Raw genomic sequence first — 15,427 nt, forward strand, 5'->3', positions numbered from 1 at the left:
CAGCCATCGCGTTACCCCTGCCCGAGGAAGTGGCGCAGGTACCGCGGGTTCACCCGGTCCAGCGAGAGCAGCACGTAGAAGTCGGCGCAGTCGAAGTCCGGGTCGTGCGCGGGCGCGCCGCCCACCCACGAGCCGAGCCGCAGGTACCCCTTGAGCAGCGGCGGGACGTCGACCTTGGCCGGCACCTCCACGCCCTCGAAGGACCACGGGTTGCGGGGGCGCACCCGCCAGGCCGGCGGCACCAGGTGCTTGCGCTCGGCCAGGTCCCAGACCCCGGCCGCGGTGGCGCCACCGTCGAACAGCGGGACCGAGGCGCAGCCGCCCAGCCAGCGGTGGCCGTGCAGGTGCATGTACCGCGCGATGCCGGCCCACATCAGGTTGATGACCGCGCCGGAGCGGTGGTCGGGGTGCACGCAGGAGCGGCCCGTCTCGACCAGGTCGCCGCGCAGCGGGGCGAGGCCGGAGAGGTCGAACTCGGTCTCCGCATAGAGCCCGCCGGCCGCGGCGGCGCGGGCAGGTGGCAGCATGCGGTAGGTCCCGACGACCTGCCCGGTCAGTTCCTCGCGGATGATCAGGTGGTCGCAGAACTCGTCGAAGGCGTCGACGTCCAGCCCCGGTGCGGGGCTGTGCAGTGCGGCGCCGAGTTCACCGGCGAAGACGTCGTAGCGGAGCCGTTGTGCGGCCTCCACCTGGGCGCCGTCGGTGGCCACCAGCAGGGTGTACCGAGAAGTGTCGCCCAGCTCTTGCGGGCCGGCGGCGACGGCGAGAATCGTCATGCGTTCGGTGTAGAGGTCGACCCCTGCGGATGGCTGACGATGACTGGTTGCCTGCATGGCTGGCGGGTGAACTGTGGTTACCGTGATCAGCCATGGCGGGATACTCAGGCACACCGTTGCCCAAAAAGCTCGGCGTCAACGCCGGCCACCGGGTGCTCCTCGACGGCGCACCGGCGAGTTTCGAGCTGACCGAACTGCCGGCCGACGTGGTGCTGCACCGGCGCAGCAGCCCCGGCCTCTACGACGTCATCGTGTGCTTCTGCCCTGATCAGGCCCGGCTGCGCCGGCGCTGGGCGACACTGCACCGGCTCACGCCGCCGGCCGGCGCGCTCTGGATCGCCTGGCCGAAGCGTTCGTCCGGCCTGGCAACCGACCTGGACGAGAATGTCGTGCGAGAGTATGCCCTGGCCAACGGCCGGGTGGACGTCAAGGTGTGCGCGATCGACGACACGTGGTCGGGCCTGAAGCACGTCATCCGGGTGGCCGATCGATAAGTGCCAACCCAGGGCGGGGTCATCAGCGTTGCCTAGGCATGCCATATTGACGGCCTACTTCGAAGGGGAGGGAGCGGCACGTTGTCCAACAACGGGCAGATCGTCGTCTCCGGCCTGACCAAGCAGTACAAAAACGTCAGAGCCGTCGACAATTTGTCGTTCGTGGTCGAACCGGGTCGCGTCACGGGGTTCCTCGGTCCGAACGGCGCCGGCAAGACCACCACACTGCGCATGGTGCTCAACCTGGTCACGCCGACCGCCGGCACGGCCACGATCAGCGGCCACCGCTACTCGGACGTGTCCGAGCCGCTGCAGCTGGTCGGCGCGATCCTGGAGGCCTCGGCCGCGCACAAGGGCCGGACCGCGCGCAACCACCTGCGGTGCGTGGCGGCGGCGGCCGGTCTCCCGACCGCGCGCGTCGACGAGGTGCTGGAGCTGGTCGGGCTCACGCCGGCGGCCAAGCGGAAGTTCCGCGGCTACTCGCTGGGCATGAAGCAGCGGCTGGGCATCGCGCAGGCGCTGCTCGGCGACCCGCAGGTGCTGATCCTGGACGAGCCGGCCAACGGCCTCGACCCGGAGGGCATCCGCTGGATGCGCGGGCTGCTGCAGGGCCTGGCCAAGCAGGGCCGCACCGTGCTGGTGTCGAGCCATCTGCTGTCCGAGATGGAGATCCTGGCCGACGACATCGTCATCATCGCGGCCGGCAAGCTGGTCACGCAGGGCCCGGTCGAGCAGATCATCGGCGCGACGACCACCGGCCCGCAGGTCCGCGTCCGCACGCCCAACATCCAGGAACTGGTGACGGCCGTGCGCGGCGCCGGCGGGACGATCAACCCCAACGGCGGCGACGCGCACCTGATCACCGGCCTCGACGCACCGGCGGTCGGCCGGCTGGCCCTGCAGTCCGGCGTGGAGCTGCACGAGCTGGTCGCCGAGCGGCCCGACCTGGAGCACGTGTTCCTCGAGCTGACGCAGGGAAGGGCGGCCATCCGATGAGGCTCATCCGCGCCGAGCTGATCAAGCTCCGCACCACCAACATGTGGTGGATCTTCCTGCTCTGCTCGGTGGCGTTCACGGGCCTCGCGCTGTGGATCAACGCACTCCAGGCCAACTCGCAACTCGACGACTCCTACGTCTCGCAGGAGCCGCCGCCCGGCATGAGCGACGCGGACCGCGCGCAGTTCGAGGAGTACCAGCGGCAAGAGCAGGAGCGCATCGCCGCGGCCCACTCCGGGGCCGGCCTGGCCAAGATCGCCGCCAACGTCTACACGTCGGGGCAGTTCTTCGGCCTCATGCTGGTCATGCTCATGGCGATCCTGCTGATCACCAACGAGTTCTACCACCAGACGGCCACCGCCACCTTCCTCGCGACACCGAAGCGCACCAAGGTCATCGTGGCCAAGCTGGTCACCGCCGCGATCATGGGCTTCGCCTTCTGGCTGCTGACCACGGCCATCTCGGTGGCCGTCGGTGTGGCGTACTTCAGCGGCGAGGGCGTCGGCAACAGCCTCGGCCACTGGACGGCACAACAGGCGATCCTGCTCAACCTGCTCGTCTACGTGCTGTGGGCGATCTTCGGCATCGGCATCGGCGTACTCATCCGCAGCCAGCTGGGCGCCACGATCACGGCCACCGCCCTGTACACCATCGGCACCTACGCGGCGCTGATCGTGCTAGCGCTGATCCGCCAGTTCGTCATCAAGGAGGACTGGGTCTTCGAGAGCGCGGTGTACATCCCGCCACTCGCGTCCCAGCATGTGGTCGGCTCGCTGGCGTCCCAGCTCGGCGACGACACCGACCTGCCGCCGCGGTGGGCCGGCGCCGTCGTGCTCATCGCCTGGGCGGTCATTCTCGGTACCATCGGCACGCTGATCACCCGCAAGCGAGACGTGGCCTAGCAAGTTTTCCGCAAGATCTAGGACAGTTGTGGCCGCCATATGGCGGCCACAGTTGTATGGGAAGACACCGGGACTTCGTCTACATGGTCACTCCGGCGGCGTCGGCGACGAACGAACGTTAGGCAGCGCGTAGCCTTGACCCGGACATCGGAAACCCCTAGAACTCGCGTTTGGAAGAGGCGATCAAGAGCCGTGTCGACCCAAGCGACCAACTCGCAGGAGAACCCGCTGGCGGGTTTTGGCCCGAACGAGTGGATCGTCGAGGACATGTACCAGAAGTACCTCGCCGACCCGGCCAGCGTGGACTCCGCGTGGCACGACTTCTTCGCCGACTACAAGCCCAGCCCGGACGCCGCCCCCGAGGCGGCGCCCGTCGCCGCGGCTAAGCCGGCGCCCACGCAGCCCGCACCCGCCAAGGCGGAGGTCAAGGCGGAGGTCAAGGCGGAGGTCAAGACCGAGGTCAGGCCGAAGCCCGCCGCCAAGCCGGCGCCGACGAAGGTGACCCCCGCCCCCGTCGGCGGCGCCAGGACCACCCCGCTGCGCGGCGTCGCGGCTCGCATCGTGCAGAACATGGACGCCTCGCTCGAGGTCCCGACCGCGACGAGCGTGCGGGCGGTCCCGGCGAAGCTGCTGTCCGACAACCGCATCGTCATCAACAACCACCTGGCCCGCGGCCGGGGCGGCAAGGTCAGCTTCACCCACCTGATCGGCTACGCCCTGGTCCGCGCCCTCGCCGAGCACCCCGAGATGAACAACTCGTTCGCCGAGGTCGAGGGCAAGCCCAACCTGGTCCAGCCCGAGCACGTCAACCTCGGCATCGCGATCGACCTGGCCAAGCCCGACGGCACCCGCACCCTGGTCGTGCCGAGCATCAAGGCCGCCGACACCATGGACTTCCGCCAGTTCTGGTCGGCCTACGAGGACGTCGTCCGCCGCGCCCGGCGCAACGAGCTGACCATGGACGACTACGCCGGCACCACGGTCTCGCTGACCAACCCGGGCGGCATCGGCACCGTGCACTCGATGCCGCGGCTCATGACCGGGCAGGGCACGATCATCGGCGTCGGCGCCATGGAGTACCCCGCCCCGTATGCCGGCATGTCCGACGAGACGCTGGCCGACCTGGGCATTTCCAAGATCATCACGCTGACCAGCACGTACGACCACCGGATCATCCAGGGCGCGCAGTCCGGCGAGTTCCTGAAGGTCATGCACGAGCTGCTGCTCGGCGAGCACGGGTTCTACGACCAGATCTTCACCGCGCTGCGCATCCCCTACGAGCCGGTGCGCTGGGTCCGCGACGTGGCCCGCACCTCCGAGGGCCAGATCGACAAGGCGGCCCGCGTCGTCGAGCTCATCCACGCGTACCGCGTGCGCGGCCACCTGATGGCCGACACCGACCCGCTGGAGTTCCGCATCCGCCGCCACCCCGACCTCGACGTGCTCGAGCACGGGCTCACGCTGTGGGACCTCGACCGTGTCTTCCCGGTCGGCGGGTTCGCGGGCAAGCAGAAGATGAAGCTGCGCGCCGTGCTGGGCGTCCTGCGTGACTCGTACTGCCGCCGGGTCGGCGTCGAGTACATGCACATCATGGACCCCGAGGAGCGGCGCTGGATCGCCGAGCGGGTCGAGAAGCCGTACGAGAAGCCCGACACCGACGAGCAGAAGCACATCCTGAACCGGCTCAACGCCGCCGAGGCCTTCGAGACCTTCCTCCAGACCAAGTACGTCGGGCAGCGGCGCTTCTCGCTGGAGGGCGCCGAGGCGCTGATCCCGCTGCTGGACGAGATCCTGCAGGACTCGGCGGTCGGCGGCCTCGACGAGGTCGTCATCGGCATGGCCCACCGCGGCCGGCTCAACGTGCTCGCCAACATCGTCGGCAAGCCCTACGAGAAGATCTTCTCCGAGTTCGAGGGCCACCTCGACCTCAAGTCGGCGCACGGCTCCGGCGACGTCAAGTACCACCTGGGCATGACCGGGAAGTTCACCACCCCCGACGGCGAGCACGCCACGACGGTCTCCGTGGTGGCCAACCCGTCGCACCTGGAGGCGGTCAACCCGGTGCTCGAAGGCATCGTGCGGGCCAAGCAGGACAAGATCGACCTCAAGCTCGAGGGCTACACGGTCCTGCCGCTGCTCGTGCACGGCGACGCGGCCTTCGCCGGCCAGGGTGTCGTGGCGGAGACGCTGAACCTGTCACAGCTGCGCGGCTACCGCACCGGCGGCACGGTCCACGTCGTCGTCAACAACCAGGTCGGCTTCACCACCGCGCCGGAGTACTCGCGCTCGTCGCTGTACTCGACCGACGTCGCCCGGATGATCCAGGCGCCGATCTTCCACGTCAACGGCGACGACCCCGAGGCCGTCGTGCGGGTGGCGCGGCTCGCGTTCGAGTACCGCCAGGCGTTCAACAAGGACGTCGTCATCGACCTGGTCTGCTACCGCCGCCGGGGCCACAACGAGGGCGACGACCCGTCGATGACCAACCCGCTGATGTACGCGATCATCGACCAGAAGCGCTCGGTCCGGAAGATCTACACCGAGGAGCTCATCGGCCGCGGCGACATCCCGATCACCGAGGCCGAGGCGCTGCTCAAGGACTACCACGAGCAGCTGGAGACGGTCTTCAAGGCGACCCGCGACGCCTCGTCCAGCCCCGCCGCCCGGCTCACCCGGCTGCGCGAGCCGGAGCCGGAGCCGCAGATCCAGACGGCGATCGACGAGTCGGTCCTGCGGGCGATCGGCGAGGCCCACGTGAAGCTGCCCGACGGCTTCACCCCGCACAAGCGCGTCCAGCAGCTGCTCGACCGGCGGGCCAAGATGGCCGTCGAGGGCGACATCGACTGGGGCTTCAGCGAGATCATCGCGTTCGGCTCGCTGGTCGCGGAGGGCGTCACCGTGCGCCTGTCCGGCCAGGACTCCCGCCGCGGCACCTTCGTCCAGCGCCACGCCGGCATCGTCGACGCCGAGACGGGCAGCGACTACATGCCGATGTCGGCTCTGGTCGACAACGGCGGCAAGCTGTTCGTCTACGACTCGCTGCTGTCGGAGTTCGCGGCGATGGGCTTCGAGTACGGCTACTCCGTCGAGAACCCCGACGCGCTGGTCATGTGGGAGGCGCAGTTCGGCGACTTCGTCAACGGCGCCCAGTCGATCGTCGACGAGTTCATCTCCTCCGGCGAGGTCAAGTGGGGCCAGCGCAACGCCGTGACGCTGCTCCTGCCGCACTCGCACGAGGGCCAGGGCCCGGACCACACGTCCGGTCGCCTGGAGCGGTACCTGCAGCTGTGCGCCGAGGACAACATGCGGGTCGCGGTGCCGACCACCCCGGCGAACCACTTCCACCTGCTGCGCCGCCAGGCGCTGTCGACGAAGAAGAAGCCGCTGGTCGTCTTCACGCCGAAGTCGCTGCTGCGGCACCGGCTCTGCGTGTCGCCGGTGCTGGACTTCACCACCGGTACCTTCCAGGAGGTGCTCGGCGACCCGGGCATCAAGGGCACCGCGCTCGACCCGAACGCCGTGAAGCGCGTCCTGCTCTGCTCGGGCAAGGTGTTCTACGACCTGCTTCAGGCCCGCACCGACCGCGAGATCACCGACACCGCGATCATCCGGGTCGAGCAGCTGTACCCCATGCCGGTCGACGAGCTGCGCGCGGCGCTCGAGCAGTACCCGAACGCCGAGGACTTCGCCTGGGTCCAGGAGGAGCCGGCCAACCAGGGTGCCTGGAGCTTCATCGCGCTCAACCTGCTGGAGCACCTCCAGGGCGTCGGCCTGCGCCGCATCTCCCGTCCGGCCGCGGCCGCCCCGGCCGTCGGCTCGACCAAGCTCCACGACGCGGAGCAGCAGGCCCTGATCGAGGCCGCGCTGCCGAAGCGCTGACCTCAGGTTCCATCTCGAGCGGGAGGGCACGGCCGGAGCCGTGCCCTCCCCCGTTTGTTCCGGAGATGAATCGTGTACTTCACCGACCGCGGCATCGAAGAACTGGCCACCCGCCGGGGCGAGGAGGAGGTCACCATCGAGTGGCTGGCCGAGCGCCTCCGCGACTTCGTGGACCAGAACCCGGAGTTCGAGACCCCGATCGAGCGCCTGGCGGTCTACCTGGCCCGCCTGGACGACGAGGACGACGAGTGACGACGCTTCCATGATCGATGGCGCGATCCGGCCGCCATGACAGCCGGACGGCGCCATCGATCATGAAGACTGAACGACAATTTCGGATATGTCGGATATCAGCGCAGCGCTCCCTCATTCGTGTCGGCCAAATGGGTCATTCGAGCGTGAGTGCGATGTAGCCCATGAAGGCAATCGAATGTCACCACACGGGCGATAACGGAATACCGCAGGTCGCACCTACATTCCTTACGTGCCCCCGCGTCGCAACCGAACTGCAACCGTGTCGCTCCTGACCGCCGCCCTGCTCGTCGCGGGCGGCGTCTTCGTCGGGTCCGGCGCCGCGTCCAAGGCGCCCGCGACGACGGCCGTGGGGGCGGCGCAGATGGCCGCCGCGCCCGGCACGTACCCGGTCGGCCTGCGCAAGTTCAACTTCGCGCGGGGCAAGGAGCGCCCGCTGCCCACCATGGTCTGGTACCCGGCCAAGGGCCGCCGGAGCAAGGGCAAGGCCCAGAGCGACGCCACCCCGGCCGCCGGCACGTTCCCGCTGCTGCTGTGGAGCCACGGCTTCTACAGCAACCCGCAGATGCAGGAGTCGGTGACCCGCTTCCTCGCCGAGTCCGGCTACGTGGTCGTGGCGCCGGCCTACCCGTTCACCAAGAAGGACGGGCCGAAGTTCAACAAGCTCGACGTCCCCAACCAGGCCACCGACGCCTCGTACGTGATCAGCCAGATGATCGAGCCGGGCAACCCGCTGGCCGCGAGCATCGACGCCGACCGCATGGGCGCGATCGGGCACTCGGGCGGCGCCACCACCACCAACTGGCTGTTCACCGGCAAGCGCGACCCGCGGCTCAAGGTAGGCGTGATGCTGGCGGGCCGGCCCACCTCGACGTACCAGGGCGAGCCGGTGCCGCTGCTGTTCGTGCACGGCGACAAGGACCCGGTGGTCGCCTACAGCCAGGGCCGGGAGTCGTACGGCAAGGATCCGTGGCCGAAGGCGTTCCTGACCATCAGGGGCGGGGAGCACGGCGCCGGCACGGGCGACGCCGAGCTGGGCCACACCCAGGCGATGGCGACGATCCTGGACTTCCTGCTGTGGGGCCTCAACGGCGACGACGCGGCCCGGCTGCGGCTGCAGAAGGACGCCACCCTCGCGGGAGTGACGCAGTTCGAGCAGGTCGGCGTCTACAGCACGAACACGACGACGAGCACCACGACCAGCAGCGCCGCGGCGGCGGCGACGGCGAGCGCGACCGGTAAGGCCTTGGAGCGGGCGGGCTCTGCCGCCGGTTGATTGTCGACCCACGCCTGGAAGGCCTGGGTGTTCTGACTCGGATCGACGCGGTCATCAGACATGGCCGACAGAATACCGAGGTCGCGACTGCCGACTGTGGCCGAACAGTGTCGGATTGTGGCACAGTCCCCCACGTGAGCCGCTGGCGCGAGAGGTCGTGGTGGGGCTGGGGCTGGGCCGACGAGGCGCTCGACGACGCGGCCTGCCGCAAGCTGGCGGAGCAGGCATTACGACCCTGGATGCCGATCGACGGCTCGGTCCTGCCGATCCCCTTCGACCCGTTGCTCGGCCCGCCGCGGCTGGTGCCGCCGTCCATGATGGAGGAGGCGTTCGCCGCCGACTCGATGGCGCGGGCCGCCCACGCCTACGGCAAGGCCTTCCGCGACGTCGTCCGCGCCCTGCACGGCGAGCTGGAGCACGCGCCCGACCTGGTCTGCTATCCCCGGACCGCGCACGACGTCGTCGCCGTCCTCGACTGGGCGGAGGCGGTCGGCGCGGCGGTGGTGCCGTACGGCGGGGGCACGTCGGTGGTCGGCGGCGTGGAGTACCGCGGCGCGGACCCGTGGATCTCCCTCGATCTCAGCCGGCTCAACCGCATCGCCGAGGTCGACGAGGTCAACCACGCGGTGCGGGTGCAGGCCGGCGTCTTCGGCCCGGCGCTGGAGGACGCCCTGCGCCCGCACGGGCTGACGCTGCGGCACTTCCCGCAGAGCTTCGAGTTCTCCACGGTCGGCGGCTGGCTGGCGACGCGCGCCGGCGGGCACTACGCGACCGGTCCGACCCGCATCGACGACTTCGTCGAGGCGCTGCGGGTGATCACCCCGCAGGGGTCGGTCGAGTCCCCGCGCGTGCCCTCCAGCGGCGCCGGCCCCGCCGCCACCGGCCTGTTCCTCGGCTCCGAGGGTGCGCTGGGCGTGATCGTGGAGGCGTGGTTGCGGGTCACCCGGCGACCGGAGCGGAAGCTCTCCGCGAGCCTGGGATTTCCGGTGTACCTCGAAGCCGTGGCCGCCGTGAAGGAGCTCGTGCAGGCCGGCCTGCGCCCCAGCAACTGCCGCCTGCTGGACCCCGCCGAGGCGATGCTGAACGCCGGCGCGCGCGACGGCGGGGCCCGCCTGCTGCTGGGCTTCGAGGGCCCGGCCGCCGCCCTGCTGCCCGACGCGCTGGAGATCTGCCGGGCCCACGGCGGCACCGAGCGCGAGCACGACCCGGCCGGCGACACGTTCCGGGCCTCGTTCCTGCGGGCGCCGTACACCCGCGACGCCCTGATCCGCCTCGGCCTGGTCGTCGAGACCGTGGAGACGGCGTGCACCTGGAGCCGGTTCGAGCAGCTGCACGCGGCGGTCCTCGCCGCCGTCCAGGCCGCCGCCCCGACCCGGGTCGCCGTGGTCACCTGCCGGTTCACCCACGTCTACCCGGACGGGCCGGCGCCCTACTTCACCGTCATCACCCCGGCCCGCCGCGGCGCCGAGGTCGCGATCTGGGACGAGATCAAGGCGGCGGTGAGCGAGGCGATCGCGGCGAACGGCGGCACGATCACGCACCATCACGCGGTCGGGCGCGACCATCGGCCGTGGTACGACGACGAGCGCTCGCCGCTGTTCGCCGGCGCGCTGCGCGCCGCGAAGCGGTCACTGGACCCCCGCGGGATCCTCAATCCGGGCGTGCTGGTGTGAAGCGGGCAGCAGTCGCCGGACAGCCGCGCCGAGGACGATGAGCAGCAGGCCGAGCAGGAAGAACGCGACCGTGAAGCCGAGCGACGTGATCGCTACGCCGTTGTAGCCGAGCTCGTTGACGTCGAGGAACGGGTACGGGTACTCGTCCACGAACACGCCCCGGACCAGCGCGAACCCGAGGTACACGAGCGGATAACCCAGCCACACCGCGGCGAACCACCAGCGCACGGGCGCGCGGTCGAGCAGCAGCCAGGTGACCGCGGCCAGCAGCGGGGTGACCGTGTGGAGGAGCAGGTTGTGCACCGTGTTCCGGCCGTTGTCCTCCATGAAGAACGGGCTCGACGGGTTGGCCAGGAGGGTGTGGTAGACGCTGCCGGTGATGCAGCTGAAGAGCGTCGCCCCGCCGCGCACCCAGGCGGCGACCGGCCGGACCGTCGCCAGCGCCGAGACGACGGCGATGATCACGCTGCTCTGCACGGTGAAGTACACGAACACGGTGCCGTCATGGGTGTACAGCAGCAGGGCGACGATCCCGGCCACGGCGCTCAGGGCGGTGAGCGCGCGGAAGACGACTGTCATGGCGGGAACGTAGCGGGATTTCCCCCCGTGGGAAAGACGGTGATCGCCGCGGCTGCTCGTACCGTTGTTGCCATGCGCCTAGTCGCGGCACTGCTGGCGGTCTCCCTCCTGGCCGGCTGCTCCGGCGACCCGTCCTCACACTGGGTCGCGCCCTCCTCCCCCACACCCTCCGCCGGCACCACCCAGCAGCCGAAGCTCGCGGCCGTCGAGCTGCCGGCGCCGCTGGCCGCGCCGACGGGCAGCGTCTCCGTGTCGCAGCAGGAGGTGACGTACTCCAGGGACGGCCGGACGCTGCGCACGGTGATCTGGCTGCCGGACCGGCCGGCGAAGGCCCCCGCGGTGGTCTTCAGCCACGGCCTCAACGGCGCGCCGGAGCACTTCGCGACCCTGCTGCGGCAGTGGGCGTCGGCCGGCTTCGTGGTCATCGCGCCCGCGTACCCGAACACGACGCGCGGCGCCAAGCTCGACGTGTACGACGTGCTGAACCAGCCGGCCGACGCGAGCTACGTGCTCGGGCAGGTGCTCGCGGGCCCGCTCGGCCGGCGCATCGACGCGGACCGGCTGGCCGCGGCCGGTCACTCGGCCGGGGCGATCACGACGGTCGGCCTGTTCGCGGGCGATCGCGACAAGCGGCTGCGCGCCGGGATCGTCATGGCCGGCAGCGGGCTGGGCGTGGGGCTGGCCTTCAGCGGTACACCCGCGGCAATGCTCTTCGTCCACGGCACCGCCGACCCGCTGGTGTCGTATGCCTCCGGCAAGGCGGCCTACGATGCGGTGCCCTGGTCCAAGGCGATGCTGACCATCCCCGGCGGCAACCACAACGATCCGTACCTCAGCCCCGGCTCGGCGTCGTTCCAGACGGTCGCGACGGCGACCCTGGCGTTCCTGCGCCTGGAGCTCTACGGCGACGAGGCCGCCCGCCGGTCCCTGGAACCGACGAGCGACCTCGACTCACAACTGAGTTAGATCGGGTCAGGCGGTGTGGTCGATGACGACCTTGCCGAAGATGTCACCCGAGTGCAGGTGCTCGAACGCCTTGCGCACGTCGCTGAACGGCACCACCGAGTCGATGATCGGCCGCACCCCGGTGCGCGCCATGAGCGCCATGAGGTCGGCCAGCTCCTCGGGCGTGCCCATGCTCGTGCCGAGGATCTCCAGCTGGAGCGCGAACACCCGGCGCAGGTTGACCTTCGGCAGGTGCCCGCTCGTCGCGCCGGAGACGACGATCCGGCCGCCCAGCTTGGCCGCCTTCATCGAGTGCTCGAAGGTGGCCTCGCCGACCGTCTCGATCACCACGTCCACCCGCTCGGGGAGCCGCGCGCCGGCCTCCAGTGCGGTGGCGCCCAGCGCCGCGATCTTCTCGCGCTTTGCTGCGTCGCGGCTGGTGGCGTACACCCGCGCGCCGAGCGCCTTCGCGATGAGCACCGCCGCCGTGGCGACGCCGCCGCCCGCGCCCTGCACGAGCACCGCTCCGTCGGCCTCCAGGCGGCCGCGGGTGGTCAGCATGCGGTACGCCGTGAGCCAGGCCGTGGGCAGGCAGGCCGCCTCCGCGAAGGACAGCTCGGCCGGCTTCGGCACCAGGTTGTACGCGGGCACGGTGACCCGCTCGGCGACCGTGCCCTGGTAGAACTCGGACAGGATCGAGAAGTCGCCCTTCTCGGTGTAGACGACCGGGTACACCACGACGTCGCTGCCGTCGGGGCCGACGCCGGCGGCGTCGCACCCCAGGATCATGGGCAGCTGCTCCTCCCGGAGCCCGACGCCGCGCAGCGACCACAGGTCGTGGTGGTTGAGGGCGCTCGCGCGCACCTCGACCACGGCCCAGCCGTCGAGCGGCGTCGGTTCGGGAGCGTCGCCGATGGTGAGCACGGCGAGCGGGTCGGCATCGTCGAAGCCGGACGCGAAGGCGGCACGCATGCCCGCGACCCTAACGCAGGACGCCGTCGCGCAAAGCGGCATCCGCCACAGCTGCGGCGACGGCCGGCGCCACCCGCGGGTCGAGCGCGCTCGGCACGATGGTGTCGGCCGCCAGCTCACCGGGCGCGAGCACCTCGGCGATCGCGGTCGCCGCGGCCACCTTCATGCCGTCGCTGATCCGGGTCGCCCCGGCGTCGAGCGCGCCGCGGAAAATGCCGGGGAACGCCAGCACGTTGTTGATCTGGTTGGGGAAGTCGCTGCGGCCGGTCGCGACCACGGTCGCGTAGCGCGCGGCGATGTCCGGGTGCACCTCGGGCGTCGGGTTGGCGAGCGCGAAGATCGCCCCGCCCGGCGCCATGCCGGCCAGCGCCTCCTCGGGGATCGTGCCGCCGGAGACGCCGATGAGCACGTCGGCGCCGCGCAGCGCGGCCGCGATGTCGCCGCTCACCCCGTGGGCGTTGGTGTCGGCGGCCAGCGCCGCCTTGGCCGCGTTCCCGTGGAGGTCGGTCCGTCCACTGTGGATGCAGCCGCGCGAGTCGAGCACGATGATGTCGCCGGCCGTCACGCCGCCGCTGATCAGCATCCGGGTCACCGCCACGCCGGCGGCGCCCGCGCCGCTCACCACGACCCGCAGGTCGCCGAGCTTGCGGTCGAGCACCTTGACCGCGTTGCGCAGCGCGGCGAGCACCACGATCGCGGTGCCGTGCTGGTCGTCGTGGAAGACCGGGATCGGCAGCGTCTCCTCCAGCCGCCGCTCGATCTCGAAGCAGCGCGGCGCGGAGATGTCCTCCAGGTTGATCCCGCCGAACGACGGCGCCAGCGCGGTCACGATCCGCACGATCTCGTCCGGGTCCTGCGTGTCGAGGCAGATCGGCACGGCGTCGACCCCGCCGAACTGCTTGAACAGCACGGCCTTGCCCTCCATGACCGGCATCGCGGCGCGGGGGCCGATGTTGCCCAGGCCGAGGACCGCGGAGCCGTCGGTCACCACCGCGACCGCCTTGCCCACCCAGGTGAGCCGGTGGACGAGCGACTCGTCGGCGGCGATCGCCTCACAGACCCGGGCCACGCCCGGTGTGTAGGCCAGGGAAAGGTCCTCGCGCGTGGCCAGCGGGACGGTCGACTGGACGGCCAATTTGCCGCCGTGATGCAGATCGAAGACAGGATCGGACACGGAAGTAGGCACGGGGGCTCCTTTGCCACGGTTGCCAGGCTGGCTGTGCAGAGATGACGCGCGGCGCGGGTGAAAAGCGCGGGAAGCGAAGATGCGGCGGGGGTCTCCCGTATCCGCAACACTTTACGCCCGGGCCCGCCGGAAGCGCACGGGTTGTGGCCACCAGCGAAATGTCACACGTCCGATGATGTCCGCGCGACCGTACCGCTCGGAATCGTCACTGGCGAACGGGTTGTCTCCCACGACCCACCACCCGTCACCATCCGCACGCAGCACACGCTTCACCACCAGCAGGTCGGGCCGGCTGCGGAACCTCGCCACCACGACGTCACCCGGGCGAGCGTGCGCGGTCCGCACGATAAAGATGCGGTCGCCGTGGCGCAATGCCGGGGCCATGGAGGGGCCGCTCACCAGTGCCGCAAACCACGGCAGCCGCATGAAATCCCCGAACTTGGATAGGAGTAGGGTCAGCACTGAGGATCATCGCAAATCACCCTGGAGGGTTCGATGCGACTGTCGCGGATTTTCGCGCCGCGCACCGTGGTCAGCGCCCACTGCGACCTGCCGTGTGGCGTCTACGACCCGGCGCAGGCCCGGATCGAGGCCGAGTCCGTCAAGGCCATTGCCGAGAAATACCAGGCCAACAGTGACCCCGAGTTCCGCACCCGGGCACTGGTCATCAAGGAGCAGCGGGCCGAGCTGGTCAAGCACCACCTGTGGGTGCTGTGGACCGACTACTTCAAGCCGCCGCACTTCGAGAAGTACCCGCAGCTGCACGCGCTCTTCAACGAGGCCACGAAGCTGGCCGGGGCCTCCGGCGCCAAGGGCTCCGTCGACCCGGCCGTTGCCGAGCAGCTGCTGGCGAAGATCGACGAGATCGCGAAGATCTTCTGGGAGACCAAGCAGGCCTGAGCCTGTCCGCACCAGCATCCCCCATCCGGCGCCCGCCGGATGGGGGCTTTCTTTACTGTCGTTTGGAGTTCCGAGTTGATCCGCCCAGCAGTCCCCGCCGACGTCCCCGCCCTCGTCGGGATGGTGTACGAGCTCGCCGAGTTCGAGCGCGAGCTCGACAAGTGCCACCTCACCGAGGAGCAGCTGACCGCCGCGCTGTTCGGCGCCGACCCCCGCGTCTTCTGCCACGTCGCCGTGTCATCCGATGACCTTCCGGTCGGGATGGCGCTGTGGTTCCTCACGTACTCGACGTGGGAGGGGACGCACGGCGTGTACCTGGAGGACCTGTACGTGCGGCCGGCCGCCCGCGGTACCGGCGCCGGCAAGGCCCTGGTCGCGACGCTGGCCCAGGTCTGCGTGGAGCGCGGCTACCCGCGGCTGGAGTGGGCCGTCCTGGACTGGAACCCGGCCCGGACCTTCTACGACGCGCTGGGGGCCGGCCCGAAGTCGGACTGGGTCCCCTATCGGCTGTCGGGTGCCCCGCTGGCCGCACTCGCCGCCGCACAAGGTGCGGCGACGTCGTAGAGTCGCGTGCGAGGGGGTTCATCGCGTTGACTC

The 15,427-nt window shown here is 70.3% G+C and carries 15 protein-coding genes; 10 read left to right on the top strand and 5 right to left on the bottom strand.

The features are described from left to right. Window positions 1-11: 11 nt before the first annotated feature. Window positions 12-776 (bottom strand): GNAT family N-acyltransferase, encoded by a 765-nt coding sequence (locus tag ABZS66_RS14570; RefSeq protein WP_354757607.1) that lies wholly within the window; start codon window positions 774-776, stop codon window positions 12-14. Between the two features lie 92 nt (window positions 777-868). Between ABZS66_RS14570 and ABZS66_RS14575 the strand changes: the two genes are divergently transcribed. From ABZS66_RS14575 to ABZS66_RS14605, 7 genes are all read left to right on the top strand, one after another. Then, window positions 869-1,270 carry a DUF3052 domain-containing protein gene (locus tag ABZS66_RS14575; protein WP_354757608.1) on the top strand — a complete coding sequence of 134 codons (402 nt, stop codon included), beginning with the start codon at window positions 869-871 and terminating at the stop codon, window positions 1,268-1,270. A gap of 81 nt (window positions 1,271-1,351) precedes the next feature. After that, complete coding sequence (locus ABZS66_RS14580; protein ID WP_354757609.1) at window positions 1,352-2,266, top strand: ABC transporter ATP-binding protein; 915 nt, start codon at window positions 1,352-1,354, stop codon at window positions 2,264-2,266. Further along, window positions 2,263-3,168: an ABC transporter permease subunit gene (locus ABZS66_RS14585; protein ID WP_354757610.1), complete on the top strand. Its 906-nt coding sequence runs from the start codon at window positions 2,263-2,265 to the stop codon at window positions 3,166-3,168. Before ABZS66_RS14580 ends, ABZS66_RS14585 begins: the two co-directional genes overlap by 4 nt. Window positions 3,169-3,360: 192 nt before the next feature. Then, entirely contained in the window at window positions 3,361-7,047 is a 3,687-nt protein-coding gene (locus ABZS66_RS14590; RefSeq protein WP_354757611.1) for a multifunctional oxoglutarate decarboxylase/oxoglutarate dehydrogenase thiamine pyrophosphate-binding subunit/dihydrolipoyllysine-residue succinyltransferase subunit, read from the top strand. 72 nt (window positions 7,048-7,119) lie between these two features. Continuing rightward, window positions 7,120-7,299, top strand: a complete 180-nt coding sequence (locus ABZS66_RS14595) for a DUF6104 family protein (RefSeq protein WP_238016836.1) — start codon at window positions 7,120-7,122, stop codon at window positions 7,297-7,299. A 262-nt stretch (window positions 7,300-7,561) separates the two neighbouring features. Beyond that, window positions 7,562-8,575, top strand: a complete 1,014-nt coding sequence (locus ABZS66_RS14600) for an alpha/beta hydrolase (RefSeq protein WP_354757612.1) — start codon at window positions 7,562-7,564, stop codon at window positions 8,573-8,575. A gap of 134 nt (window positions 8,576-8,709) precedes the next feature. Beyond that, complete coding sequence (locus ABZS66_RS14605; RefSeq protein WP_354757613.1) at window positions 8,710-10,248, top strand: FAD-binding oxidoreductase; 1,539 nt, start codon at window positions 8,710-8,712, stop codon at window positions 10,246-10,248. On the opposite strand, the gene ABZS66_RS14610 is transcribed toward ABZS66_RS14605, so the two are convergent. Beyond that, window positions 10,204-10,827: a Pr6Pr family membrane protein gene (locus ABZS66_RS14610; protein ID WP_354757614.1), complete on the bottom strand. Its 624-nt coding sequence runs from the start codon at window positions 10,825-10,827 to the stop codon at window positions 10,204-10,206. The genes ABZS66_RS14605 and ABZS66_RS14610 overlap by 45 nt on opposite strands. Window positions 10,828-10,899: 72 nt before the next feature. Between ABZS66_RS14610 and ABZS66_RS14615 the strand changes: the two genes are divergently transcribed. Continuing rightward, on the top strand, window positions 10,900-11,793 hold the full coding sequence (locus ABZS66_RS14615) for a chlorophyllase (RefSeq protein WP_354757615.1): 894 nt from the start codon (window positions 10,900-10,902) through the stop codon (window positions 11,791-11,793). 6 nt (window positions 11,794-11,799) lie between these two features. Here ABZS66_RS14615 and ABZS66_RS14620 read toward each other — a convergent pair whose 3' ends face one another. The 3 genes from ABZS66_RS14620 to ABZS66_RS14630 form a co-directional block, all read right to left on the bottom strand. After that, window positions 11,800-12,744: a zinc-binding dehydrogenase gene (locus ABZS66_RS14620; protein ID WP_354757616.1), complete on the bottom strand. Its 945-nt coding sequence runs from the start codon at window positions 12,742-12,744 to the stop codon at window positions 11,800-11,802. Window positions 12,745-12,754: 10 nt separating this feature from the next. Continuing rightward, the gene (locus ABZS66_RS14625) at window positions 12,755-13,930 is read right to left on the bottom strand and encodes an NADP-dependent malic enzyme (protein WP_354757617.1); all 1,176 of its coding nucleotides are present in this window, start codon (window positions 13,928-13,930) and stop codon (window positions 12,755-12,757) included. A 111-nt stretch (window positions 13,931-14,041) separates the two neighbouring features. Further along, window positions 14,042-14,356 (bottom strand): S24 family peptidase, encoded by a 315-nt coding sequence (locus ABZS66_RS14630; RefSeq protein WP_354757700.1) that lies wholly within the window; start codon window positions 14,354-14,356, stop codon window positions 14,042-14,044. A 69-nt stretch (window positions 14,357-14,425) separates the two neighbouring features. On the opposite strand from ABZS66_RS14630, the gene sodN reads away from it, so the two are divergent. Continuing rightward, window positions 14,426-14,830: a superoxide dismutase, Ni gene (gene sodN, locus ABZS66_RS14635; RefSeq protein ID WP_354757618.1), complete on the top strand. Its 405-nt coding sequence runs from the start codon at window positions 14,426-14,428 to the stop codon at window positions 14,828-14,830. A 39-nt stretch (window positions 14,831-14,869) separates the two neighbouring features. Then, complete coding sequence (locus tag ABZS66_RS14640) at window positions 14,870-15,394, top strand: GNAT family N-acetyltransferase (protein WP_354757619.1); 525 nt, start codon at window positions 14,870-14,872, stop codon at window positions 15,392-15,394. Window positions 15,395-15,427: the final 33 nt, after the last annotated feature.

This window comes from Dactylosporangium sp. NPDC005572, from assembly GCF_040605515.1.
Lineage (GTDB): Bacteria > Actinomycetota > Actinomycetes > Mycobacteriales > Micromonosporaceae > Dactylosporangium.